The 25,099-nt window shown below is 38.4% G+C and carries 31 protein-coding genes and 1 riboswitch; of the genes, 14 read left to right on the top strand and 17 right to left on the bottom strand.

From position 1 onward, the window contains the following. Positions 1-144: 144 nt before the first annotated feature. The 7 genes from Q5794_RS03030 to Q5794_RS03000 all read left to right on the top strand — a co-directional run bounded on the left by Q5794_RS03030 (position 145) and on the right by Q5794_RS03000 (position 7,535). Positions 145-1,491 carry a YheC/YheD family protein gene (locus tag Q5794_RS03030; protein WP_192997938.1) on the top strand — a complete coding sequence of 449 codons (1,347 nt, stop codon included), beginning with the start codon at positions 145-147 and terminating at the stop codon, positions 1,489-1,491. Continuing rightward, positions 1,488-2,567, top strand: a complete 1,080-nt coding sequence (locus tag Q5794_RS03025) for a YheC/YheD family protein (protein ID WP_192997937.1) — start codon at positions 1,488-1,490, stop codon at positions 2,565-2,567. Before Q5794_RS03030 ends, Q5794_RS03025 begins: the two co-directional genes overlap by 4 nt. 4 nt (positions 2,568-2,571) lie before the next feature. Beyond that, positions 2,572-3,921, top strand: a complete 1,350-nt coding sequence (locus tag Q5794_RS03020) for a YheC/YheD family protein (RefSeq protein ID WP_374988674.1) — start codon at positions 2,572-2,574, stop codon at positions 3,919-3,921. After that, the gene (locus Q5794_RS03015) at positions 3,918-5,078 is read left to right on the top strand and encodes a YheC/YheD family protein (protein ID WP_192997935.1); all 1,161 of its coding nucleotides are present in this window, start codon (positions 3,918-3,920) and stop codon (positions 5,076-5,078) included. Before Q5794_RS03020 ends, Q5794_RS03015 begins: the two co-directional genes overlap by 4 nt. Before the next feature lie 66 nt (positions 5,079-5,144). After that, on the top strand, positions 5,145-5,354 hold the full coding sequence (locus Q5794_RS03010) for a YheE family protein (protein ID WP_013055294.1): 210 nt from the start codon (positions 5,145-5,147) through the stop codon (positions 5,352-5,354). A 29-nt stretch (positions 5,355-5,383) separates the two neighbouring features. Next, positions 5,384-6,286: a CdaR family transcriptional regulator gene (locus Q5794_RS03005; RefSeq protein WP_214989033.1), complete on the top strand. Its 903-nt coding sequence runs from the start codon at positions 5,384-5,386 to the stop codon at positions 6,284-6,286. 139 nt (positions 6,287-6,425) lie between these two features. Then, a complete protein-coding gene (locus Q5794_RS03000; RefSeq protein WP_025752961.1) occupies positions 6,426-7,535 on the top strand; it encodes an ABC transporter ATP-binding protein in 1,110 nt (369 codons plus the stop codon). Between the two features lie 23 nt (positions 7,536-7,558). Here the strand turns inward: Q5794_RS03000 and Q5794_RS02995 are convergent, their stop codons facing one another. Further along, complete coding sequence (locus Q5794_RS02995; RefSeq protein ID WP_013055291.1) at positions 7,559-7,723, bottom strand: hypothetical protein; 165 nt, start codon at positions 7,721-7,723, stop codon at positions 7,559-7,561. A gap of 370 nt (positions 7,724-8,093) precedes the next feature. On the opposite strand from Q5794_RS02995, the gene Q5794_RS02990 reads away from it, so the two are divergent. Further along, on the top strand, positions 8,094-8,312 hold the full coding sequence (locus Q5794_RS02990) for an alpha/beta-type small acid-soluble spore protein (protein ID WP_013055290.1): 219 nt from the start codon (positions 8,094-8,096) through the stop codon (positions 8,310-8,312). 65 nt (positions 8,313-8,377) lie between these two features. Here Q5794_RS02990 and Q5794_RS02985 read toward each other — a convergent pair whose 3' ends face one another. Then, positions 8,378-9,643, bottom strand: a complete 1,266-nt coding sequence (locus Q5794_RS02985; protein WP_214989032.1) for a hemolysin family protein — start codon at positions 9,641-9,643, stop codon at positions 8,378-8,380. A gap of 184 nt (positions 9,644-9,827) precedes the next feature. Here Q5794_RS02985 and Q5794_RS02980 point away from each other — a divergent pair, with 184 nt between their 5' ends. After that, positions 9,828-10,448, top strand: coding sequence for an NAD(P)-dependent oxidoreductase (locus Q5794_RS02980; RefSeq protein ID WP_214989031.1), 621 nt, complete (start codon positions 9,828-9,830; stop codon positions 10,446-10,448). 38 nt (positions 10,449-10,486) lie between these two features. On the opposite strand, the gene Q5794_RS02975 is transcribed toward Q5794_RS02980, so the two are convergent. Then, positions 10,487-10,684 (bottom strand): hypothetical protein, encoded by a 198-nt coding sequence (locus Q5794_RS02975; RefSeq protein ID WP_214989030.1) that lies wholly within the window; start codon positions 10,682-10,684, stop codon positions 10,487-10,489. 181 nt (positions 10,685-10,865) lie between these two features. On the opposite strand from Q5794_RS02975, the gene gpmA reads away from it, so the two are divergent. Continuing rightward, the gene (gene gpmA / locus Q5794_RS02970) at positions 10,866-11,591 is read left to right on the top strand and encodes a 2,3-diphosphoglycerate-dependent phosphoglycerate mutase (RefSeq protein ID WP_214989029.1); all 726 of its coding nucleotides are present in this window, start codon (positions 10,866-10,868) and stop codon (positions 11,589-11,591) included. Between the two features lie 30 nt (positions 11,592-11,621). On the opposite strand, the gene thiD is transcribed toward gpmA, so the two are convergent. The 10 genes from thiD to Q5794_RS02920 all read right to left on the bottom strand — a co-directional run bounded on the left by thiD (position 11,622) and on the right by Q5794_RS02920 (position 17,645). Beyond that, the gene (gene thiD, locus Q5794_RS02965; RefSeq protein ID WP_192997928.1) at positions 11,622-12,431 is read right to left on the bottom strand and encodes a bifunctional hydroxymethylpyrimidine kinase/phosphomethylpyrimidine kinase; all 810 of its coding nucleotides are present in this window, start codon (positions 12,429-12,431) and stop codon (positions 11,622-11,624) included. A gap of 22 nt (positions 12,432-12,453) precedes the next feature. After that, the gene (locus Q5794_RS02960; RefSeq protein WP_013055284.1) at positions 12,454-13,473 is read right to left on the bottom strand and encodes a thiazole biosynthesis adenylyltransferase ThiF; all 1,020 of its coding nucleotides are present in this window, start codon (positions 13,471-13,473) and stop codon (positions 12,454-12,456) included. Further along, positions 13,470-14,237, bottom strand: coding sequence for a thiazole synthase (locus Q5794_RS02955; RefSeq protein WP_013055283.1), 768 nt, complete (start codon positions 14,235-14,237; stop codon positions 13,470-13,472). Before Q5794_RS02955 ends, Q5794_RS02960 begins: the two co-directional genes overlap by 4 nt. A gap of 5 nt (positions 14,238-14,242) precedes the next feature. Beyond that, on the bottom strand, positions 14,243-14,446 hold the full coding sequence (thiS, locus tag Q5794_RS02950) for a sulfur carrier protein ThiS (protein WP_013055282.1): 204 nt from the start codon (positions 14,444-14,446) through the stop codon (positions 14,243-14,245). Then, a complete protein-coding gene (locus Q5794_RS02945; protein ID WP_374989196.1) occupies positions 14,443-15,300 on the bottom strand; it encodes an FAD-dependent oxidoreductase in 858 nt (285 codons plus the stop codon). Before Q5794_RS02945 ends, thiS begins: the two co-directional genes overlap by 4 nt. Continuing rightward, positions 15,212-15,571: an FAD-dependent oxidoreductase gene (locus Q5794_RS02940; protein ID WP_374988673.1), complete on the bottom strand. Its 360-nt coding sequence runs from the start codon at positions 15,569-15,571 to the stop codon at positions 15,212-15,214. Before Q5794_RS02940 ends, Q5794_RS02945 begins: the two co-directional genes overlap by 89 nt. Further along, entirely contained in the window at positions 15,555-16,178 is a 624-nt protein-coding gene (locus tag Q5794_RS02935; protein ID WP_192997926.1) for a thiamine phosphate synthase, read from the bottom strand. Before Q5794_RS02935 ends, Q5794_RS02940 begins: the two co-directional genes overlap by 17 nt. 121 nt (positions 16,179-16,299) lie before the next feature. Continuing rightward, positions 16,300-16,401: riboswitch (TPP riboswitch) on the bottom strand. Between the two features lie 174 nt (positions 16,402-16,575). Beyond that, positions 16,576-16,791 carry a hypothetical protein gene (locus tag Q5794_RS02930; protein ID WP_013055279.1) on the bottom strand — a complete coding sequence of 72 codons (216 nt, stop codon included), beginning with the start codon at positions 16,789-16,791 and terminating at the stop codon, positions 16,576-16,578. A 47-nt stretch (positions 16,792-16,838) separates the two neighbouring features. Further along, entirely contained in the window at positions 16,839-17,228 is a 390-nt protein-coding gene (gene crcB, locus Q5794_RS02925) for a fluoride efflux transporter CrcB (RefSeq protein ID WP_374988672.1), read from the bottom strand. Beyond that, positions 17,229-17,645, bottom strand: coding sequence for a CrcB family protein (locus Q5794_RS02920; RefSeq protein ID WP_251034317.1), 417 nt, complete (start codon positions 17,643-17,645; stop codon positions 17,229-17,231). A 323-nt stretch (positions 17,646-17,968) separates the two neighbouring features. On the opposite strand from Q5794_RS02920, the gene Q5794_RS02915 reads away from it, so the two are divergent. The 3 genes from Q5794_RS02915 to Q5794_RS02905 are packed head-to-tail and all read left to right on the top strand — an operon-like array spanning position 17,969 to position 20,243. After that, complete coding sequence (locus tag Q5794_RS02915) at positions 17,969-18,790, top strand: amino acid ABC transporter substrate-binding protein (protein ID WP_013081647.1); 822 nt, start codon at positions 17,969-17,971, stop codon at positions 18,788-18,790. Next, positions 18,774-19,478 carry an amino acid ABC transporter permease gene (locus tag Q5794_RS02910; RefSeq protein ID WP_075422131.1) on the top strand — a complete coding sequence of 235 codons (705 nt, stop codon included), beginning with the start codon at positions 18,774-18,776 and terminating at the stop codon, positions 19,476-19,478. The genes Q5794_RS02915 and Q5794_RS02910 overlap by 17 nt, the downstream gene beginning before the upstream one ends. Positions 19,479-19,508: 30 nt before the next feature. Further along, a complete protein-coding gene (locus Q5794_RS02905; RefSeq protein WP_075422130.1) occupies positions 19,509-20,243 on the top strand; it encodes an amino acid ABC transporter ATP-binding protein in 735 nt (244 codons plus the stop codon). Between the two features lie 34 nt (positions 20,244-20,277). Here the strand turns inward: Q5794_RS02905 and Q5794_RS02900 are convergent, their stop codons facing one another. Next, a complete protein-coding gene (locus Q5794_RS02900) occupies positions 20,278-21,222 on the bottom strand; it encodes a nucleoside hydrolase (protein WP_214989028.1) in 945 nt (314 codons plus the stop codon). 179 nt (positions 21,223-21,401) lie between these two features. Between Q5794_RS02900 and Q5794_RS02895 the strand changes: the two genes are divergently transcribed. After that, positions 21,402-22,397, top strand: coding sequence for an acryloyl-CoA reductase (locus tag Q5794_RS02895; protein ID WP_192997921.1), 996 nt, complete (start codon positions 21,402-21,404; stop codon positions 22,395-22,397). 52 nt (positions 22,398-22,449) lie between these two features. On the opposite strand, the gene Q5794_RS02890 is transcribed toward Q5794_RS02895, so the two are convergent. From Q5794_RS02890 to Q5794_RS02880, 3 genes are all read right to left on the bottom strand, one after another. After that, a complete protein-coding gene (locus tag Q5794_RS02890) occupies positions 22,450-22,881 on the bottom strand; it encodes an Rrf2 family transcriptional regulator (RefSeq protein WP_047931544.1) in 432 nt (143 codons plus the stop codon). Between the two features lie 66 nt (positions 22,882-22,947). Next, positions 22,948-23,277 (bottom strand): antibiotic biosynthesis monooxygenase, encoded by a 330-nt coding sequence (locus Q5794_RS02885; RefSeq protein ID WP_214989027.1) that lies wholly within the window; start codon positions 23,275-23,277, stop codon positions 22,948-22,950. A gap of 123 nt (positions 23,278-23,400) precedes the next feature. Beyond that, the gene (locus Q5794_RS02880; RefSeq protein ID WP_075422126.1) at positions 23,401-24,810 is read right to left on the bottom strand and encodes a SpoVR family protein; all 1,410 of its coding nucleotides are present in this window, start codon (positions 24,808-24,810) and stop codon (positions 23,401-23,403) included. Positions 24,811-25,099 lie beyond the last annotated feature (289 nt).

The following is a 25,099-nucleotide window of genomic DNA, read 5'->3' as shown; positions in this document are numbered from 1 at the left end:
TAACTATAACAAATTATTATATAAAATTCAGCTTAAGACCTTTATTTTCTCAGAAAACGATAAATTCTCTTCACAGATTGGGCTAATTCCTCATAGTATATATCAGCATTCGTCTACTAAAGGAAAGAAAAAGAGGATTCGTTTATGAATACTTTTACCATTTCTCTAAAACCACTAGAGAACCATATGAGCAGCGACATTTATATTAGTTCTGCTCTGTTCTCCCGTGTGAAGTGCAAGCACGAGTTTACGTTAACAGTAGGCTCTATCACGAAAGAAGTCGAAGCCACCGTGTTTCAGCATCGAGAATGCTGTTTCATGATGTCAGAAGCTCTATTTACAGACTTTCGCTTTCCGTATGAAACGCATCAGCTGAGAGGCATTTATGAAGAGAACACGTTTAGGTTGGGACCCGTAATTAGCATCGTAACAGAAGTTCGAGAAGATGAAGAACTCTTTGGCTCCATTTCTGTATTTTGTAAGGAATTTGTTCAAGCTTGCAAGGAGTTAGGGTGTTTTTGCTATGTGAGCAAATTAAGCGACGTGAAGTCATTATCCCCTAAAGGATATGTTTATCGCGCTGATCAATGGGTTTATTCAGACGTTCCCTTTCCTGGAATCGTACACAATCGGATTCATGCCAGGAAAACGGAACAAACCGCTGATTTTCAAACCTTTAAAACATTTTTAAAAGAACATGACGTTCCTTTCTTTAACGCACGCTACTTAAATAAATGGACGGTTTTTCAACAGCTTAAAGATGTCGTACACTTGCTTCCATATTTGCCAAAAACGTATCAGCTTCGTTCACGTCAAGATCTTCTTGACGCTTTGGAACTTCATGACGATGTTTTTTTGAAGCCTGTTCATGGTAGCCAAGGAAAAAACATTTTTAAAATTTCAAAAAAAGAGAATTATATTTTAGACTATACAACGTTTACGCAGACGTATGAAAAAGAATATGAATCTCTTTATGACTTATTTAAAACGCTTTATAGTCAATTAAAAAGGCAAGGATTCCTCATCCAAGAAGGAATTTCACTGCAGACATACAAACAGTGCCCTTTTGATTTCCGCATTCTCTGTCATAAAAAAGACGACTTGACGTGGAAAATCACGTCCATTGTCACACGTGTATCAAAACCCGGCAATTTCGTCTCAAATCTTGCCCGCGGAGGAGATATTCATCCTCCTCAGCAAGTGTTAACTCAGCTCTATGATTCAAAAACCACGCGCCATATCCTTTCACTTTTAAAAGAGATTGCGATTGAAATTTGCACGCAGCTTTCTCATCCGTCTGAACTTTATGCAGAATTCGGTATTGATTTAGCGATTGATCAAGAAGGAAAGCCTTGGATTATTGAAGTAAATGTCAAACCTTCCAAACAATCTGATTCAAGCGCTTTCTCCATTCGTCCATCAACAAAAGCACTGCTTGATTATTGTCTGCATGCAACGAATTTTCAATTTCCCAAGGAGGATTTACGATGATTTCATTAGGCTTTTTAACGATTCACCCACAGCAAGAAGTGGAGTACGTGACCGAAATTGCTAAACATGCTTCTGAGTTTTCGATTGAAATATACCGTTTTACTCCTTTTAACATTCATCCTAACACCGAAAATATTGAAGGCTTGCGCTACGATTTACAACAAAAGAAATGGATAGAAGATTCCTTCTTACTTCCTTCGTTTATTTACGATCGCTGCTTTTATCGAAAAGACTCGCTGTCTAAAAAGGCTCGCCCTATTGTAAACTGGCTTAAGCAGCGGGAAGATGTTACATTTTTAGGCCATGGATTGCCCAATAAGATAGAGGTCTATGAAGTAATTAAAAAAGATAGCTATTTATCTTCATATATTCCTCCTACCACTCCAATCGAAAGTGTAGAGCAGCTTGTTCAGCTGCTTCGAACAAACGATAGCCTAATGATTAAACCTGCCAACGGCTCACAAGGTAAAGGGATTGTGAAATTAAAACAGCGCGGACGTGAAATTGAAGCTTCTTATCAACAAAATGACATTGTAAACACCATTCTATTTTCCTCTTTTCAGGAGTTTAAGAACTGGTTTACGAAAACGACCCGTGATGTATTGTATATTGCTCAGCCCCATATTTCATTTTTTCCTTATGAACGCACTCCTTTTGATATAAGACTGCTATTACAAAAAGGAAACGATGGTGCTTGGAAAGAAGCTGGAAGAGGAATTAGACAAGGTGAACGGGACTCCATCGTAACAAATGTAAGTTCAGGAGCATCTATTGTACCTTTTGAGAACTTGCTGCCTCGCATCCCTCGCGTTCATCGTCAATATGTAATGGATGAAATCAACACCATTTGTAAAACGATTCCGTCCGTGCTGGAAAATCAATTTCCTTCTCTTTTTGAATTAGGTATTGATTTATGTATCTCGAGAGACTTCAGCATCTGGATTCTAGATTTAAATTCGAAACCGGGAAGAAAAATAGTAATGGAGACAGCACCTGAACAAAAAGAAGTCATGTATAAAAATGTCCTGTCTTACTGCGTCTATTTAGCTAACACACTATCGTATCGTAAGGAGTAATGCTATGAAAAAAACTCTTAATCGCCTTGTTGTAGTAGAGCAGCTAGGCTGCGATCTTTCTGTTCCTGCATCTCTTTACAAAGACTCCTTGAAACAAGCAGCTTTTGGAACAATGACAGCTCCATGCCTTATACGATCTTCAGAGCGTGAAGAAATTCAGATTTCAGCTGAGCTAATGACAAAACTGCAAATTCCTTTCGCCCATATGATGCACCCTATTATTGTGAATGAGACCATTCACTTAGGACCTTTAATTGGTGTTTTATCAGCTGGTTTTACTGGTTCTCTGCTGCGGCCAATTGGAAAGCGTTCCCTTCACTTAGCTAAACTTCTTTCTACTGCAAGTATAACAGGGGGATTGCCTTTTATTTTTGGGACTCATCATATCAACTGGGAAACCGGGACGATAAACGGCTATTTTTATAAAGAAAGCGGCTGGACACAGCATGAAATCCCGCTTCCTAACGTTGTATATAATCGTTTGCCAAATCGAAAAACAGAGGGGTTAGCTCCTTTTAAGTTCATTAAAGAAAAGATGATGACTGATTACGGCATTCCATTTTTTAATCCTGATTTTTTCAACAAGTGGGAAATCCATGAGCTTTTAAGACTGAACGAGCAGACAGCTTATTTGTTACCTTACACGGTTGAAAGTCCTTCGCGTGAACAAATAAAAAAACTTTTGCTTCTTCATCAAACCGTTTATTTAAAACCGAAAAACGGAAGCTTAGGCCGCGGCATTTATGCCTTATCTTTTAAGGATTCCATGTACACGCTGACTTACAAAGGAGAAAAAGGTCTTCATGTTCAAGAAAAAGAAACCTTAGAGGATCTATTATCAGAATTTGCATATTTACTTACTAACCCTTCCTACATTGCTCAGCAAGGCATTTCATTAATCAAAAAAGAAAAGCGCTGTGTAGACTTTCGCGTGCATACGAATAAAGACGGGAATAACCAATGGGTGCTTACTGCTCTAGCTGCTAAAGTAGCCGGCCCCAACAGCATCACTACACATCTTGATTACGGCGGAGAAATTGAAGCTACAGCCAAAATATTCACCAACCCTTCTTACAAAAAAGAAATTGAAAATAAGCTAAAAGATGCCGCTATCTCAATTAGTCATGTGCTTGAACAGGAGTTAAACGGATTAATTGGAGAGCTTGGATTCGATTTTGGAGTGGATTACCAAGGAAACGTATGGCTGTTTGAAGCTAACTCTAAGCCTGGTCGCTCTATTTTTTCACATCCTTCCTTACGAAAAGCGGATCAACAAACTAGAAAACTTTCTCTAGAATATGCGATTTACTTATCTGGATACTATCTAAATACACCTGAAGGCATCAGCATATGATTACAATTTACTATCATAAAGAAAAGCAGCAGTGGTTTCATAATAACCCTTCAGCATCTTACACATGGGGAGTTCAAGAAATTGAACTTCCCTTTACTCAAAACATTTCTTCTACCCAAGCTTTTCTTCGTTTAAAAGGAGAAAAAGTCGGTCCTATTGTGGGAGTTTTAACGAACAAAGCTGTTTTGGAAAAACTGAATGTAAAACAGCGCCCTTTATTAGAACTCTTACATCATACCCTGCAAGAAAAAGGCGGGCTTCTTGCTTTATTCGCTGAAGAAACAATGTCTCATCACTTCTTTGAAGGATATTGCTTTGACGGTGCAAAAAAGCAGTGGATCAGAACAACTTTGCCGCTGCCAAACGTTATATATAATCGTTATCCAGAAAGAAAATCAGAAACCAAGAAGCTGACATCTTTACATCAGAAAATTAAAGGCAAGCACATCCCACTTTTTAATTCCGCTTTTTTTTCAAAATGGAAAGTATATCAATTATTTTCAAAGGATCCACTACTATCTTCTCACCTTCCTAAAACCTACCGTTTAACACCAGAAATTGATATTGCTAAGCTTCTGCAAAAACACTCTTCCCTTTATTTTAAGCCTATTAACAGCAGTAAAGGTGCTGGAATTTTCCGATTATCTTCCCATAAGCATACGATTATTTACCAAGATCATAAGCGCAAAGAAGAATTTTCTTCTTTACAAGCAATTGACCTTCCCAGGTCTGCTTATCTCATTCAAGAAGCGATTGAGACGCAACCATTCAAAGACAGGCGCTATGACTTACGTATTTTAGCGCATCACAAAGATAGCGGATATGTTATTAGCGGCGTCGGTATTCGACATAGTCCCTATCAATCCATTACAACACATACTTTAAACGGCGGCAGCATTTCACCTTTTCAAGATCTTGAAGATGAAGTAGATACTTCCTTTCTTTCGTCCTTTGTAAATACGTGCGGGCAAGTCCTTCAAAAGTCCTTTCCTCTAGTTGAAGAATTTTCTCTTGATATGGCAAAGTCAGCCCAAGGGCAGTATTATTTGTTTGAAGTGAATGCAAAACCGATGATTTTTGATGAAACAGATATTCAAACGCAAGGTGCTAAACACATATGCAACATATTTTACAAATTAACAAAATTTTTAGATTAAATGTTTTTTCATCTCCTTTTCTCATGGTAAGCTTATAATAACTAATTGAGAAAGGAGATTTTCTTTATGGTTTCACATTTTCAGGTTAAACCACTGTATCAAAATAATCGAATGCCGGGCTGGCACATCTCGTTTTATATGAATCGGGTTTATTATGAGGCTGATTATTTAAAAGATGGACAAATTGTATGGAAAACTGCGCTTTCGAATCAAATAGATGAAACACAATTAATTGATTATATTCATGAGCTTATGCTTTTTCACGTTTATGAATAGTAAGCTTTCACCGAAGGGAACGAGCACAGATGAAACAGCTGCACACACTATTTGGGGATAAAATGATTAAGGCTAAAATCCCTTCTCAATTTGAACGTTACAAATGGTTTTCATGTGATGAAGGCTTCATTGGAATTGAACACTTGGCTTTATCTCAAAAAGAGCAGGCGTTACTTTCTGCTTTTTTAACCCCTTATGATGAGAAAGTTTCTTTACTGACGCCAGAGCAATTGTATTGGTCAAACCTGTTATTTGAAACGCCTAAAAAAGTCATTCACTCTCATCATACGCACCATTCTTTTCGCTTCACCCAGTTTTTAATTAAACGTTTGTTTGAACAAAAAATAGAGTTTGAAAATGCACTTCACGCCTTGTATTCTACCTCCATTACTGTGTTGTGGATTGATAAACAATCAGGTATCGTTATCGAAACCTTTGATGATCCTAATGACTTAACTGAAAATTTATCAGATTCTATCGAGGTGCTATGTCATGATTTTGAAACTTCGATTCAGTTCTTTGAAGGACAAATTCACTTTTTTCCGTCTTCACCGCGATTAATTTTTGAGCGTGAAAAGAAATGGTTTTATCAAATTAAGCATACAGTCGAACAAAAACATGTTATCCATTTTACCGACGTTTTACCCTATTTGGTTCTGCAAGAGTCTTCAGAGGCAATCCAAAATCATATGATACATTTACTTGACTTAGTAAAAGATGATGGAGATCTGTTAGAAACGATTAAAGTTTATTTAGAATGTAATTTAAACGTATCTCTTGCTGCTAAGAAATTGTACATGCATCGCAACAGCTTGCAGTATAGAATTGAGAAATTTATTGATCGCACACACCTTGATATCAAACACTTCACAGGAGCTGTGTCTGCTTACTTAGCCATTCTTGCTTTAAAAAATTCGCAAGATAGAAAATAAAAAGAAAGGGTTTTCGTAAATAGTGCACGAAAACTCTTTCTTTTTTTTGTGCATGTTTGCCATTTACCGTTTCATTTTAAAAAATTACACTAGAGTTAAGAAAACGGTTTCACAGAGTACATACAAGGGGGAAATGGAAATGGCTGAATTACGTTTAGAACATATTTATAAAATGTATGATAAAGATGTGACGGCGGTAAAAGATTTTAATCTTCATATTCAAGATAAAGAATTTATTGTATTTGTTGGGCCTTCAGGCTGCGGGAAATCGACAACGCTTCGTATGGTTGCAGGGCTAGAGGAAATTTCCAAAGGTGATTTTTATATTGACAGCAAGCGTGTAAATGACGTTGCTCCAAAAGATCGCGACATTGCAATGGTATTCCAAAACTACGCATTGTATCCGCATATGAGCGTATATGACAACATGGCTTTTGGCTTAAAACTTCGTAAATTACCAAAAGATGAAATCGAACGCCGCGTAAAAGATGCCGCTCGTATTTTAGGACTTGAGCAATACTTAGAGCGCAAGCCAAAAGCATTATCCGGCGGGCAGCGTCAGCGTGTAGCTCTAGGTCGTGCAATCGTTCGTGATGCTAAGGTCTTCTTAATGGACGAACCTTTATCAAACTTAGACGCGAAATTACGTGTGCAAATGCGTTCTGAAATTGCGAAGCTTCACCAGCGTTTGGGTACAACGACAATTTACGTAACACATGACCAAACCGAAGCAATGACAATGGCTTCTCGTCTGGTTGTTATGAAAGATGGGATTATCCAGCAGGTTGGTACACCAAAAGAAGTATATGAAAAACCTGAAAATGTATTTGTAGGCGGGTTTATTGGTTCTCCTGCTATGAACTTCTTAACCGGAACGTTAAAAGACGGAAAGGTTCAAGTAGGCGATTCTCTTCTTGCAGTTCCGGAAGGTAAAATGAAAATACTTCGCGAGCAAGGATATTTAAACAAACAAATTATTTTAGGCATCCGTCCTGAAGATTTCCATGATGAGCCTGTATTTATTGAATCTTCACCTGGCACAAAAGTTACAATCAAAGTCGATGTATCCGAGTTAATGGGAGCTGAAACCATGCTTTATTCTAAACTTGGCGGACAAGATTTTGTAGCACGCGTAGATTCAAGAACAGATATTAAACCGCTTCAGTCTCTGGACTTAGCATTAGATATGAACAAAGCGCATTTCTTTGATGCAGAATCTGAACAGCGCATCCGTGCTGAACACGAATAAAAAAGACCCCCAGGGGTCTTTTTTTATTCCTGTATTTGCTTCAATTCTTCACTGTGACAAGTAGAGCAGTAAAAGAGATGAATACATTGGTGATTTGCTAAGTCACTAGGATACCCATTTTCTACTTTTAACTGATCGATTTCCATGTAAGCACTGTAATCATCAAAATAATCGCTGACTTTTCCCATATCCCCCAGCACTCCTCCACATGTTTTGCACGTCATTTGTACATCACTAAACCCATTACATAAGGAACAAATCGACATCCGCACACCTCGCTTTACCTGATCAATATGTACCTATAATATGCACGGAATAAAACTCTCTTACTCTTTATCAAACTCCACACAAAAATTTCTATAAATTACCAATAAATTTCTATGTATATGTTTTTTCCCTTTCGCCATAATACTAGTAACAACCGAGCACAACAGCTCGCAAGCATTGAGTTACGCCGCGGTAGGCAAGCAGATCTAATCGATGCATCTGCTCGGCTGGTTCAACTCCAGCTAACTCAACCATTACAATCTATTTTATCTAACGAGGAGATGAATACACATGGCAAATTATCAAAACGCATCAAACAGAAATTCATCAAACAAGTTAGTAGCGCCTGGTGCTCAAGCTGCTATCGATCAAATGAAGTTCGAAATCGCTAGTGAGTTTGGTGTAAACTTAGGACCAGATGCAACAGCTCGTGCGAACGGATCTGTTGGTGGCGAAATCACAAAACGTTTAGTACAATTAGCTGAGCAAAACCTAGGCGGCAAGTACTAATATTAACTAATTTCATATTATGGCTTTAGCGCTCCAAGATTTCTTGGAGCGCTTTCTAGTTTCTTTTAATCAGCTTCCTCATTCTTATTCGCAAATGATTTTACGGAAACTTTGCGAATACGTCGATTTTCTACTTCCTTAATGGTAAACAATATCTCTTCATATGAGAAAAAGTCTCCTTTAGCAGGAATATGATCAAACTGCTCATATATCCATCCCCCTAAGGTATGGCACGTACTGTCAGGAGAACTAACCGCTATATAGGTTAAAAATTCATCAATAGGGATGTCGGCGTTAAATTCGTACTCCTTTTCTCCTATCTGGTGTACATACTTAACAGCTTCATCATGTTCATCCCAAATCTCTCCTACAATTTCTTCTAATATATCCTCTAAGGTCACAAGACCGGCCGTTCCCCCAAACTCATCAACTACAATTGCCATGTGAACCTTACTTTTTTGGAGCTCTGGCAATAGAACAGATATTTTCATGGATTCTACTACAAAAATAGGTTGTCTCAACAAATCACGAATAGAAATCTTTTTTCTTTGGACTAAACAGGTTAAAAATTCTCTTTCTGATAAAATGCCAATAATATTATCAATATGATCTTCATATACAGGCACTCTCGAATATCTCTCTTCAAGAAACATTTGACAAACCGAATCAATATCGGCATTTACGTCAACTGCTGTGACATCTATTCTAGGTTTTAAAATTTGCCCCACCACAATGTCATTAAAATTGAGTGAACGATGAACTAGCTCTTTTTCAATATTATTAATCGTTCCTTCTTCTTCGCTTAAATCTACCATCACTTTAATTTCATCTTCTGTAATCGTTGGTGTAGGAGCAGACGCTAACAAGTGAGAAGTTCCTTTTTTCACCTGTAAAAATAAGAAGGAAATCGGGGTTAACAATTTAATAATAATAAATAACAAGGAAGAAATCATCAGCGCAAAAGATTCGGCATGCTCTTTAGCTAACGATTTTGGCAAGACTTCACCAAAAATCAAAATGATGATGGTCATAACGATGATACTAATCACAAGTGCTAGGTTTCCTTTAAACATATCGAGGGCCATTTTAGCTGCCAAAGAGGACGCAGCAATGTTTACGACAACATTTCCTACTAAAATTGTCGATAGCGTCTGCTCAAAGTGTTCAGCAATATGCAGCGCTTTTTTACTTCCCCGATATTTTTTCTCAGCGTAATGTTTTAAACGAATTTTATTTACGCTTGAAAAGGCTGTCTCAGCAGATGAAAAGAAAGCTGATAACATAAGCAAAACGACTAATATCATCATTTGATTCAGAGGCAAGTCTCCCAAAAGACATTCACTCTCCTATTTTTTGATTTTTCTGTCTTTTTATCATATCAATTTTTTTTGTTGTTGAATATTTCATTCATCAACTTTGTATTACTTTATGCTACGCATGCTTTTTATTATGAATAAGTATACAGATTGTATATCCTAAAGAATAGATACTATCTTTTATAGAGGGGTGTAGCCAATGAAAATTTTACTATTAGGCTCTACAGGGCGAGTTGGACAGTCTTTATTAAAAATGATGCTAAAAGATGAAAACGAAGTTACTGTACTTGTTAGAGACCGCAATAAGCTACAGGTTAGTCATCCAAACCTACATATCTTACAAGGCGATGTACTTCATCAAGAAAATATCAACTTTGCCCTCAAGCACCAAGATATCGTAGTCAGCGCGTTAAATACAGATGGTGCAGAGACGATTTCAAAAAGTATGCCGCTTATTATAAACAGCATGAAGTATTACGGCGTTCATCGTATTCTTACTATTGGAACTGCAGGCATCTTACAATCACGAACAGAACCAGAAAAGTATCGTTTTCAATCAAATGAATCAAAGCGTAAAACGACCAGAGCAGCAGAAGATCATTTAAAAGGATACTTACACTTGAAGGAAAGTGATCTAAACTGGACGGTTATATGCCCAACATACTTGCCTGAGGGTGAAATAACAGGCACGTATCGAGTGGAAAAAGATATTTTACCAGCTGATGCCGTTAAAATTTCAACGGGAGATACCGCTCACTTTACCTACCATGAGATATGGGCTCAAAAATTTTCCAAATGCCGCGTTGGAATTGCTTATTGAAAAATCAGAAGAACTTTTCGTTTTCAAAACGAGAAGTTCTACATCCAGAAAATACCGATTATAGCTAATCCACCTAGAACAAAACCTCCTATTTGACCAACGAGAGCCGGTGTCAAAATAGGCTTTCCTTTTTCTTTCTCTAATGTGCTAATATCAAGCTTCATCTGATACATTTCTTCTTTTAAATCTTCAATCTGGCCGTGCAGCGCTTGAATCTGACGTTCTTGGTCATTCATCCACTATCTTCCCTTCCCTTTTTTATTTTTATCATATGCGTAAAAAAGTTAAAGCTTTACTTTTCGGCATCACTTTTTCTAAATGATAAAAACTCCTTTCCCCGGCTTTAGGATAAAAAACTCTTCCCTTCTCATAATAAAAAAGAATAAAGTCCTTAGTCACTGTTGAAAGGAGAACACGATGATAAAACTTGTGTTGATTCGGCACGGACAAAGCGTGTGGAATCTTGAAAATAAATTTACAGGCTGGACGGATGTAGATCTTTCTAAAAATGGATTGCAAGAAGCGCGAGAAGCTGGAAAAGTGCTAAAGAAAAACGAATATACTTTTGATATTGCCTATACTTCTGTTTTAAAACGATCGATTCGCACTCTATGGATTGTCTTACATCAAATGGACTTCATGTGGATCCCTGTATACAAATCTTGGAGGTTGAACGAACGACACTACGGGGCTCTTCAAGGCTTAAACAAAGAAGAAACCGCAAAAAAATTTGGAGAAGAGCAAGTGCATTTGTGGAGAAGGTCGATGAACGAACGCCCTCCTGCTTTAAAGACAACAGATATTCGCTATGAAGCTTCCAACCCTAAGTATAAGGAATTAGCTAAGGGACAATTTCCTGTAACGGAAAACTTAGCCGATACAGAAAAGCGGGTTCTAGAATATTGGAACGAAATCATTGCTCCTTCTATTAAAGCGGGCAAAAGAGTTATTATTTCCGCTCACGGTAATACGATTAGAGCTCTGATGCAGTATTTGGATAACATTTCGCCTGATGGCATTGCGAACTTGAATATTCCCACAAGCGTGCCGCTTGTTTATGAGCTTGATGATAATTTAAAGCCCATTAGACATTATTATTTAGGCATCGAGGGAGAGATTCCTACACATATTCCTACTTCATAAAAAACGTGCCTAGATTGTAGGCACGTTTTTTTATATGTTTGAACGAAAGTATTTTCTATACGCCCAGTGATTAGTAGGACCGTGTCCGGAACCAATTTCAAGCGTATGCTTAATCGCATAGTGAACAAAATCCGAGGCGGTTTGAACTGCTTCAACCACGCTTTTGCCTTTCGCTAGTTCAGCCGTGACGCAAGCAGCAAACGTGCATCCCGTTCCGTGTGTATGCTTTGTATTCATCTTTTCATGCGTGATTTCAACGTACGTATGACCATCATACACTATATCAATCATATCTTGATGAGATTGATCATGTCCGCCTTTAATTACCACGTGCTTTACACCTAGCTCGTGCATCTGTTTTGCCGCTTCTTTTCGATCTTCAATCGTGTGAATTTCTTTACCCGTGATGACTTCCGCCTCCGGTATGTTCGGCGTAATGACTTCACAAAGAGGCAATAATTCTTTTAGAGCCTGTACGGCTTCTCTTTGAAGAAGAGACTGGCCGCCTTTTGCAATCATAACGGGATCAACTACAACATTTTGCAGTCCGTACTGTTTGATTTTACGAGCCACTGCGTAAATAATATCAGCACTGAACAACATACCTGTCTTCACTGCATTAGGAAATAAGTCAGTGGCAATTGAATCTAACTGCGTTTCAACTGCTTCTAATGCTAAAGGATAAACTCCTTGAACGCCAACTGTATTTTGTGCAGTCACAGCTGTAATAACAGACATGCCAAAAACGTCACGCTCTTGAAATGTTTTTAAATCTGCTTGAATGCCTGCTCCTCCACCGCTGTCTGATCCAGCAATGGTTAATGCTTTTGGTACTGTCATGCTTGAAACCTCCATCTCTTTCTTACCCAATATACCGATGATAAAGTGACTTTGCTTCTACTATATCGTTTGTTCCATGGACAAAGACGCGCCCATCTTGAAACATAACTAAACGGTAATCATCTACATAAAAAGAAAGCAGATACGGATTTTGTTCAATTTTATATCCTTTTTCTTTTAATCGTTCACCTAAAGACTGCAGCGGCTGCTTGGCTGATTTGCCCGGACGGATTTGTACCGTGTTTCTTCCGCATAGCACAGCTGTTTTCGTTTGATTTTCATATTGTAAAAAGGGATACGTTTGTTCACTGCCGCATGAGCGGCAAGCAGATTTGCGAAACACGTTCACATTGATGCTCGTATACTCATTTTTCCATACGTCAAACGAAACAAGTTCCCTCCTGAGCGCATTCCAGTCTCCGACTAATATTTTTAACACTTCTGTTACTTGATGAGCGACTACCATTTGTACAGCAGGACTAATAATCCCCACTGTATCACATGTTAACCCTCCAAGCGGTACAGATTCAAGCAAACAGGATAAACACGGTGTTTCACTCGGTATGATAGTATAACTAATTCCATAACTTCCTACACATGCTCCGTAAATCCAAGGAATATCATATTTTTGTGATAAATCATTCATTACAAGGCGTGTGTCAAAATTATCGGTTGCATCAATCATAACATCTACCCCCTCAACAAGCTGTTCTAAAACTTGAGGGGTACCGTCTGCTACGTGCGCTTCTACTTTTACATCATGATTAATATCGTGAAGCCGTTTTTTAGCGGCAATTGCCTTTGGAATTCTTTTATCAGCATCTTTTTCACTATACAATTGCTGCCGCTGAAGGTTGCTCCACTCTACATAGTCCCGGTCAATGAGCGTTATTTTCTTTACCCCCGCTCGTGCAAGGGCCTCGGCGTTCCCTGTTCCAAGAGCACCTGCTCCTACAATCAGAACATGCTTTTCTTGAATTTGCTGCTGTCCACCTTTTCCAATAGGTTGAAACAATTCTTGGCGGGAATAACGATTAATCAACCGATACTCATCCCTTCTGTTGGACTGCTTGCCGTTGCATATTGTTTCTTTTCAATACGTCCTGCTTCAAATGCTGCTCGTCCTGCTTCAATCGCTAGCTTCATAGCACGAGCCATTTTCACAGGATCTTTTGCTCCTGAAACAGCTGTATTTAATAACACACCATCTGCTCCTAGCTCCATGGCTTGAGCTGCGTCTGAAGCCGTTCCAATACCTGCATCTACAATTACCGGAACAGTTGATTGTTCAATGATAAAACGCATGTTCAACGGATTAATAATACCTTGACCTGAACCGATAGGCGAAGCTCCTGGCATAATGGCATGTACCCCTAACTCCTCTAAACGACGCGCAAGTAAAACATCATCTGATGTGTAAGGTAAAACGGTAAAGCCCTCTTTTAACAGTTCTTCACTGGCTTTTAATGTTTCAACTGGATCAGGAAGCAGCGTTTTATCACATCCAATTACTTCTACTTTCACCATGTCACAAAGTCCAGAAGCCTTTGCTAATTTAGCAATACGTACGGCCTCTTCTGCATTTTTTGCTCCAGCAGTGTTAGGCAAAAGAGTGAAACGCTTCACATCAAGCGCTTCTAATAAATTAGGCTGATTTTGATCAAAAATATCCATTCGTCTCACAGCAAATGTTAAAATTTCTGTTTCTGACTCTTCTACCGCTTGACGCTGAGTCGTAAAGTCCGGAAATTTCCCTGTTCCTAATAATAAACGTGAATTAAATGTATATTGTCCAATTTTTAACATACTCTTCATCCTCCTCCGACAAATGAAACAACTTCTAATATATCGCCATCTTTTAAGCATGCATCGCTATGTTCTTCTTTTTGCAAAATGTTCTTGTTTAGCTCAACAATTACCACTCGTTCATGCAGGTTCTGAGCCTGCAACAAGTGCTCGACCGTTTCAATTTCATCTCCAAAAGTAACGGTCTTACCATTAATGATTAGATTCAATGAACTCCCTCCATTACTCTCGTTAGCTGAAATGATGTGAAAAATGAATGATTCGGCTTTTTCCCTAACAAAGCATCAGCCATAATTTTTCCAGTTGCAGCACTTAATAAAATACCGTTTCGGTAGTGGCCAAACGCCATGTGTAGATTCGCTATTTCAGGATGCTCTCCTAAATAAGGCCAGCCATCATTTGTTTGTGGACGAAGACCTGCCCATGCTTTTTCAAATGTGGCTTCTTTAATAGCTGGCAGAAGCGCAGAAGCTTTATTCAGCAAAAATTGAATACCCTGTGCAGAAACCGTCTTGGTAAAATCATGCTGTAGCTTAGTTGCCCCTATTACGATTCTTCCACCAGTCTTAGGCACTAAGTAAAAACCTTCATCTAAAAAAATCGTTTTAGAAAGCAGCGGCTTATGGCTTTGAAGAGCAATACACTCCCCTTTTACAGGAAACACCTGACCTAAATGTTCAGAAGAAATAAATCGTTTAGCCCATGAGCCTGCTGCAATAACTACTTTTTCTCCATAAAAAGAGCCTTTGGACGTCTGTACACCTTTTACTGTTTCATTTTCCATAATAAGAGAATGAACGTCACAGTATTCGAATACATCTGCTCCGTGATACAAGGCTCCATGAGCAAGAGCTTGCGTTAACTTAGCCGGAGCTAGCTGGCCGTCTCCCGGTATTGTAATGGCTCCGTATATGTCTGGAGAGAGCCCCGGTTCTAACAAACGCGCTTCTTTTACATCGATCCATCTTACATGTTCATCCCACCGGTGGTGCTGAGCGGCTTTTTTCTTTAATACGTGTGCATCTTCTTCTGTTACAGCGACTTTTAATAAGCCTTTTTGAATGAGCTCTACGTCGATAGCCGTTTTTTTCTTTTAGTTCCTTCACCAGTTCAGGAAACATGCTTCTACTCTTAATAGCAAGGTCTAAAAGAGGACCTTCTTCATCAATTTCAGCTTGAGCACCTAAAATACCAGCGGCTGCACTTGAAGCTTCACAACCAATTTGATTGCGCTCAAGAATAGCTACTGAAGCTCCTTGTTTTGACAAATGATAAGCGATAGAAGAGCTGATTATACCTCCTCCGATTAACAGTACATCATAATGCTGCTTCATTTTCTCCACCTCCAGATGTCCATATATGAGAATATTGTTTAATCGCTTTGAGGGGATCTTGCGCAAGCATGACACCAGACATCACAGCTATACCGTGTGCTCCTGTTTGAAGCACCTCTTTGGCATTTACAGGTGTAATTCCTCCAATGGCAATAACCGGTATCTGCACAGCGTCTACTACTTCTTTTAGTGCTGCTATCCCTCGACTTTTTAATCCTTTTTTTGAATGTGTTGAATAAATATGTCCGTATAAAATGTAGTGAGCCCCATCTTTTTCAGCTTCTAAAGCCTCTTCCACAGAGTGAACTGACTTTCCGACAATAAGAGAAGGAAATGCGTCTATAACAAACGAAACGTCTAAACTATGATAGGCAAGCTGTACGCCTTTTGCTTTTAAAGCATGCGCTACATCAACTCGGTCATTCACAATAATTTTAGAGCGACAAAATGGCAGGCTTTCTAGTAAACATTGAATCTGCTTTGCCGTTTTCTCTTTTTCTCTAATATGAACGGCGTCCGCAAAAGGCGCGATAGCCGTTAAAATTTTTTGAAGCTCTTCGATTGGCTGCTTATCTGTTGTAATGACATGAAATTTAGGAATATCCACATGATCGAAACCTTTCTATTCAGAATAAAGAGAAATTTCAATCACCTCATCTTGTGTAGAGGGCTTTATTACATACAAAAAACCACTCTACAACGTAGAGTGGTTAGCATGCATCGTTATGTAAACATGATCGCCACTTCCCTACGCTGGTCCAAACCAGATCAGGTTCAAAGGGTCCGAAATACATTCGTCTCAGCTTCAAAAAGCTCCCCTAGTGATTGCTATTTATTGATTTTGTTTTCGCACTTAAAATTATAACACAACTAGATGTAAATACAATATCTCTTTATGCTCTTACGGCTCTCTTCCTTTTATAGGTGTATTTATAGGTGTATCTTTTAAGCTTCTTTACTAAGTAAGAGGCCCGGCGCACCGCATCATTCTGCTTTTTATATGGTTAGTAATCGGTATAGTCGTCAAATTCTTCTTTGTCTTTTTCCTTTTTCCGATCCCATATAAACAGCAGGAGTAACATAATAAAAGTTAGAATATAAAAACCGTAAAAAATAAATGCCGCCACAACATTTATAAATAAAAATAAAAAACCGATGATCTGACCTGCAACAGCTACAATCAACAAAATGTATTTCCAAACTTCTGCTTTTCTATCCATTCTCTACTTCTCCGTCTTTTTGTTTTTCCCTACTAGAAACGTTCTCTTTACTTAAATAAAAACGTTCCTGCCAGTAAACCGACTGTAAATAAACCCACTGTTCCAAATGCTGAAATCCCCACGTACGCCAACATTTTTCGATAAGATTTTTCTCGAATTAACTGTACCGTTTCCACACTAAACGTTGAAAAAGTGGTAAAAGAACCAAAAAACCCAATGCCAATCATTAAAAATATTGAATCATCATAAGCATGAATCGGAACCTTTCCATAATAACTACCGTAAAAAAGACCAAGCCCAAACGCACCGAGCAAGTTTACAAACAGCATTGATACTGGAAAAGGAGGGTTTGAAACTGTTTTTGTAACTTTTAAACCCAAAAGATAACGGCATATTCCTCCAGCTGCCCCGCCAAGTGCCAAGCTCACTATGCTCATTTACTTCACCTCATGTACTTTTACTAAATTTTCCCCTGCCGCTTCACCGCATAGATAGCCTGCTAAAGCAAGAAGGATTCCACCTACTAAAGAGACAATTACATAAATGGCTCCCCCAAATAAATGGTGCTGAGTGAGAGAAATGACGTCTCCTGCAAACGTTGAATACGTTGTAAAACCGCCGCACACGCCAACTCCTAGTCCAAGCTTTATCCATTCTTTTGGCTTTTTCCACACAAAAAATCCTGTTAATAGGCCTAGTATGAAGCTTCCTAATAGGTTTTCAATTATCGTTCCTATTGGATAGCCCGTATATAATAAGGAAAGATTCAGCAAATAACGTGCATATGTACCAGCGATAGCACCAAAGGCAATTGATATTAAGTTTATGGCTTTCATCATATCGCTCCGTTTCATAAATTCTTCTTTAAGTGTACCATAAGGAATTTATTTCTACCTTAACATTTAACTATATGTTTATTGCACCAAAAGTCATGAAAAAATGAAAGAGAAAATTGTCGCATGAAACTTCCTTTTTACTCCTCAAATATCCCTTAAAAATCCATTTAATCCAAATTTTAAAATCTTTCTGTATCCTTATGACAAACCGTGTATAGAAGGTATATTTCCCTTATTTTAAGTCACATTAATCGTATAAGTTTTTTTTGTTGACTTTTGCTGTGTTCTTGTTTAGTATCACAGAGTATCATTTCCTATCAGAATACTAGGGGGTTTAGAAAATGAAGAAATTTGCTGCACTTTTGTCGCTACTATTAGCTTTCACAGTTGTGCTTGCCGCATGCGGTTCTAGCTCAAAAAATGAAGCAAACAATGGAGACAATAAATCTTCACAAGAGGATTTATATAATAAAGTGAAAAAAGATGGTGTATTAACAATTGGAACTGAAGGTACATACCCTCCGTTCACTTTTCATGATGACAAACAAAAGCTAACTGGGTTTGATGTAGAATTGGCTCAAGAAGTAGCTAAACGTCTTGGCGTAAAAGCTGAGTTCAAAGAAACACAGTGGGATGGCATGTTTGCCGGATTAGATGCTAAACGCTTTGACATGATTGCTAATGAAGTGGGTATTCGTGAAGATCGTCAAAAGAAATACGATTTCTCTGACCCGTACATCCAGTCAGGCGCCGTATTAATTGTTCGTAAAGACGAAAAAGATATCAAATCATTTAAAGATTTAAAAGGAAAAAAATCAGCGCAGTCATTAACAAGTAACTATAAAGACATGGCTCAATCTTATGGTGCAAACATTACGAGTGCTGAAGGTTTTGCTCAAGCAGTAGAACTAATGAGCGCAAACCGTGTTGATGCTACAATCAACGATAAATTATCGTTCCTTGACTATAAGAAAAAGCACCCTAACGCACCTATCAAAATCGCAGATGAAAAATCCGATGGTGCTGCAAGCGGCTTTATGTTTAGAAAAGACAGCGGTAAGTTAGTGGATGAAGTAAACAAAGCATTAAAAGATATGAAAAAAGACGGAACATACGCAAAAATTTCTAAGAAATGGTTTGGCGAAGATGTTTCTCCTAAATAATATTTTTCCTGATGGAGAGCGATTGAATCAATTGATTTCAATCGCTCAATCATCTCTCTTACCAATGCTAAAGGGAGCTATTCAATATTCTATTCCACTAACATTAATCACGTTTGTACTCGGTATCATTTTAGCTGTCTTAACAGCCTTGGCTCGTTTATCATCTATAAAGATTTTAAATATAATTGCGCGCATCTATGTATCGATTATTCGAGGTACACCGCTGCTTGTGCAATTATTTATTATTTTCTACGGCTTACCCAATTTAGATATAACAATTGACCCATTTATCTCTGCTGTTATTGGGTTTTCATTAAGTGTAGGTGCGTATGCATCTGAAATTATCCGAGCAGCGATTCAATCTATTCCTAAAGGACAGTGGGAAGCTGGCTACTCACTTGGTATGACCTATTCCCAAGCGTTAAGACGGATTATTTTACCGCAAGCAGCACGTGTATCGATTCCGCCATTATCTAACTCTTTTATTAGCCTTATTAAAGATACGTCACTTGCATCGCTTATTCTTGTTTCTGAGATGTTCCGTAAAGCTCAAGAAATTGCTTCGACTAACTATGAATTTCTACTTCTTTATAGTGAAGCAGCGCTCTTATACTGGATTATGTGTACAATCTTATCCATTATCCAAGGACGCATTGAAATAAGACTAGATCGTTACGTATCTAAATAACCGTTTCGAGTAGCTAAAGGAGTTTTTTATATGATTAATATCAAAAATTTGCATAAATCATTCGGTGATTTGCAAGTATTAAAAGGGATTGATTTAGAAGTTGAACAGGGCAAGGTAATTGTATTAATCGGCCCTTCTGGATCCGGTAAAACTACTTTTTTACGTTGCTTAAATCTTTTAGAAATCCCAACACACGGCACGATTGAACTTGATAAAAAAAGCATGAATTTCACCAAGCCTGTTCGTAAAAAAGACATTACTTCATTTCGAAGCCTAACAGGTATGGTCTTTCAAAACTATAACTTGTTTCCTCATAAAAGTGCGCTTGAAAATGTTATGGAAGGTCCTGTAATTGTAAAAGGTGTTTCTACTCAAGAAGCAGAAAAAAGAGGGAAAGAATTATTAACACGAGTTGGCTTAGGAGATAAGCTTGACTTTTATCCTTTCCAGCTGTCTGGCGGACAACAACAGCGTGTTGGCATCGCCAGAGCAATGGCGATGGACCCAAAAGTTATGCTGTTTGATGAGCCTACTTCAGCTCTAGATCCTGAGCTTGTAGGAGATGTTCTTCAAGCGATGAAAGACTTGGCAAAAGAAGGAATGACGATGGTGGTGGTAACTCACGAAATGCGCTTTGCCCGTGAAGTAGCAGATGAAGTTATTTTTATGGATCAAGGTGTCATTATGGAAAGAGGTACACCGGATCAAATATTTTCAAATCCTCAACAAGAGCGGACACGTCAATTCTTGAATATGATTCATTAAAAAGGTTGCACACTTTCATGTGCAACCTTTTTCTTTATTTGGCTACTGCTTTTTTCATTAAATCTGTAATGTACGTAAAGAATGCTTCAGCTGTGACATCATATACGACGTCTACAGGTCGTCCCTCTTCAGAAATTTCTGTTCTTCCTTGGCTCGGTGTTTCTGTATGCACAATACTCGAAACGGTTTTTACCTTCACAAGTGTTGAATTCCCTGTAAATGCTGTCGTGAGTACATCCCACAAGTAATATGTTGAATTGGTTTCAACGTGCACAAGCGGCGGGCAGGCCGCGTAGCACTGCCCTACAAAGTCTACTCCTTCATATCTTCGAAGTGAAGCCCACATTTGACGAATAGCGGGCGTTAAAGGAACTTGATTCGTGCTTTCTAAAGCAACCATCTCAATTTTAATTTTGCTTTCCCATACTTTCGCTACTGCTTCTGGATCCCAAAAAGCATTCCACTCCGCCGTTCCATCGTGTTCGGGCTCTTGCACGTTTCCTACCTCTTGAAATGTACCGCCCATCCATACTAACTTGTCAATTTTCTCTTCTATTTCCGGCGCTTTTTCAAGTGCTCTTGCTAAATCAGTTAACGGTCCTGTAAATAATAAAGTCGTTGTTCCGTCTGTGTGCTGCAATGTTTCAATTAAATGATCATGAGCAGGCAGCTGACTTATTTCTGTTTGTACTTCCCCTTTTTCATTTAAAATCGGCAGCGCATCCACATAAAACGTATGCATGCGCCACTCTTTTGGAAATGGATTCATACCGCGTGAAGTAGATTTAGCTACCTCGATATCATAATTTCCAAAACGATCAATAATCTTTTGGCTTGCGCTGATACCTGGCTCTAGATATCCGTCAGCGGGAATGACAGATACTCCCGTTACTTTTACATCATCCATTTGCAGCAGTAAAAAAAGCGATACTAAATCATCGATGCCTGCATCATGGTTAAAATATACATTTGTGCTCATTTCTCTTCTCCTCTTTCCTATGTATTGCTACGTAATAGCTATACCGCTATTTTATAATGAAATGATCTCTTTCGTAATCAAAGTATTATGAACTTCTTTTACTATTTTCTATAATGGGTATAGAAGTAAGGTAATCTATGTATAGATGTATACATCTCAGTATAGAAAGGAGAAATAAAATGGAACAATCGTTCTCAGCATTAGTAGTAGATAAAAAAAGTGAAGACCAAGTGGAGGCGTCCGTCCAAGAACTGACGCTAAACGATTTGCCAGAAGGCGATGTCCTTATTCGCGTTCATTATTCAGGGGTGAATTATAAAGATAGCTTAGCAAGCATCGCAAACGGCAATATTGTGACAAGCTATCCATTTGTCCCAGGAATCGACCTAGCAGGAGTTGTTGTATCTTCTGACAGCCCTGATTTTAAAGAAGGAGATCGTGTCATCGCAACAAGCTATGGCATTGGCGTATCACACTTTGGAGGCTATAGTGAGTATGCGCGCATACGCAGCGAATGGATCGTCCCTCTTCCTGAAAATTTAACGTTAAAAGAAGCAATGATTATCGGAACAGCTGGCTTTACAGCTGCTTTATCTGTGCATCGCTTAGAGGAAAACCATACTAGTCCATCTAATGGCTCTGTGCTTGTAACAGGCGCTACGGGAGGTGTAGGAAGCTTTGCGGTTGCCATTCTTTCAAAATTAGGCTACAAAGTAGAAGCAAGTACGGGAAAAAGCTCGGAAGCAGCTTATTTGAAAGAGCTTGGCGCTTCCTCTATTGTAGCCCGTGAAGATGTTTATAACGGCAAATTAAAAGCATTAGGCAAGCAAAAATGGGCCGCTGCGGTGGATCCTGTGGGTGGAGAGCCTCTAGCTTCTGTTCTCAGTCAAATTCAGTACGGAGGCTCTGTAGCTGTCAGCGGGCTAACAGCTGGAGGCAAAGTGCCAACAACCGTCTTTCCCTTCATTTTAAGAGGAATTAATTTATTAGGTATCGATTCTGTTTACTGTCCAATGCCTACTCGAAAAGAGATTTGGAATAGACTCGCTAATGACTTTAAGCCTGAAAGCTTCGAACCTTTCATTCAGCAGGAAATTTCACTACAACAGCTCCCTGAGGTACTTCCGACTTTATTAAAAGGACAAGCTCGAGGACGAACAATTGTGAAGCTATAAAAAAACGGAGAAACCTAGGTTTCTCCGTTTTTTTACGAACAGAAGCATGTTATTATGCATCTATTTTTACTATTAAATCCGTCACTAATTCTTTCATGGTCACATCGGCTAAGACTTGTTCCATGGCATCTTGAGAACGTTTTAAAATCAATTCAAGGACACTTTGAATATTGGCTCCTACAGGACACTCCACATTCGGATTTTCATGCATTTGAAACAATTCTCCTTCTTCCACTGCCGCCACCGCTCGGTAAACGTCTAACAACGTTATCTCTTCTAAATCTTTCAATAGATAAGCTCCGCCAGCTCCGGCTTTTACACCCACGAGTCCAGCTTTCTTTAACATCCCAATTACTCGTCTTATAACAACAGGATTTGTATTTACACTGCTAGCAATCCACTCTGAAGTACTAGGATGACTGCTATCTACTTTAATTAAAGACAGTATGTGAACGGCCACGGTGAATCGACTGCTAATTTTCATTGCTCTCACTCCTATTTTGTTGTAATCATTATAGTTACAACATTTATGAAAGTCAAGCATGCTTTTTTAGGAAAGAATGTCCTCTTCTACCGCCTCATAAAAGCGCAGCGTTTTCTTGATTTCCATAGCTTCAGAACATGCTTTCGTTTTCTTTTTATTCGCTTCTTTATGTTCGTTCACATGTTCTTCTCTTGAGATCCACGCTTGAAAGAACTGCTTGTCTTCCCACTTGGATACAAAGACATATTCAACTTTATCTGCGGAATCTTTTTTCCAGCATTCGAACGATAAATTTCCTTTGGCTGCCTCAATTTCTATTTTGTTTTTCTTAGCTTTTTGCTTGAGCTGTTCTTCAAATTTCTTTTCTGTTTCAAAACTTGCGTTTACAACAAACATCTTATCTCCCTCTCTAAATGAAAGTAATTCTCATTCGATTATTGCATAGTAATTTTATTTTTTCAATTTATATGGATAAGTTACAGAAGCCCAAAAAGACCGCTGTTTAAGCGGTCTTCTTTTTTACAAATGTTTTCTATGCACTGTTTTTCCATCATACGTAAAGGCGATTGGCTTGCCTTCCATTACCGTTTCTAAATGAACGGGGCGGCCCCAAAGCTGATGAACGTACGGTACCACTTTTTCTAAGTATTTGACATCTAATTCAATTCCTTCATACCAGTGTTTTAAATAGAGCTCTCCATTTTTTAAATAGTCTCCATTGGTTACTGTGATGTAAGGAAATCCGCCGTTTACGCGCATATTAACAAGCTGATCTCTAACTTCTGTCCACTCTTTATCGACGATTTTATAGTCTTTTCCTTGTTTTTGGAATAAGTACATATCCTCCCGCATGACTAAATCTTTTGTTAAGTAATTGCGGATAAAGGAAATATCTGATTCAACCTCACGTACCTCAAACATCTTCTCTCTTCCTGATCCGCGCTCCACGCCCCGGCGAATCATATCTTCTGTTGGATTATTGTAGCGTTCTTCAATGTCTTCAAAGATTTTTAATCCTAAATAATATGGATTGATTCCCGTCTTAGACGGCTGCACAACCCCTGCATTTAGCTTGGCGAATTCTATCGCTTCATCACTCGTTAAGTCCATTTCTCGAATAATGCGCTGATGCCAGAAAGAAGCCCAGCCTTCATTCATAATTTTTGTTTCAAGCTGCGGCCAGAAATAAAGCATTTCTTCTCGCATCATCGTTAAAATATCCCGCTGCCAATCCTCTAAATAAGGACTGTATTCTTCGATAAATAATAAGATGTCTTTTTCAGGCTGAGGCGGAAATTTTTTAAAAGACTTTGGAGGTTTTGGTTTTTTCTTTTCTTTATAATCCAAATTCCATAAATCATCGTAAGGAGAAATGATTTCTTCTTCCGATGATTCTACATCATCTATGCTCCAAGAAAGCTTGGCACGCATAAGGGACGGATCAATATGTTCCTGAATCGATAGGACAGCATCCAAAAACTTTTCTACTTCACGCTTACCGTGCTTTACTTCGTATTCTTTAATTCGATCAGCGGTCGCTGCCATACTTTCTACCATATCCCGTTTAGTGTTGGCAAAACGGCTGTTATTTTTAAAGAAGTCACAGTGGGCTAACACGTGAGCTACAATTAATTTATTCTGAATAAGCGCATTGGAATCCAATAAAAATGCATAACAAGGATCTGAATTGATAACTAATTCATAAATTTTACTCAATCCAAGATCGTAGTGTAATTTCATTTTGTAAAATTGTTTTCCAAAGCTCCAATGTGAAAAACGAGTTGGCATCCCATATGCCCCAAACGTATAAATAATATCTGCCGGGCAAATTTCATAGCGCATCGGATAAAAATCTAAGCCGAAACCGCTAGCTATTTCCGTAATTTCATCAATCGCACGGTATAATTGCTTATAATCTGCTTCTTTCACGACAGCTCCCCCTTTCACTCCTTACTTCAATCTATGTACAAACATGTCAATTCATGTGTTTTCATCAAAAAGAAGCTTTATTTTTTCAAGAAAAGGGGATTTTTATTTAGTTGTCTTAAATAATGGATGTAATATAACTGTTATGCTGCATCATTCTTTGCCTTTCTTATCATTTATCCGGTGCTGTACGTTTATTCTTCTTGCATAATGACTACAACCTCTTTTAATTATGCACTGGTCTTTTGCCCAACATTTACAGCGTAAGAATTCCCGCAAATATCATACACTA

Origin of the sequence: Priestia megaterium (assembly GCF_041941685.1) — a bacterium.
In the GTDB taxonomy this organism is placed as follows: domain Bacteria; phylum Bacillota; class Bacilli; order Bacillales; family Bacillaceae_H; genus Priestia; species Priestia megaterium_C.
Note: the sequence above shows the minus strand (reverse complement) of the source record. Positions and strands in the feature narration are given on the sequence as shown.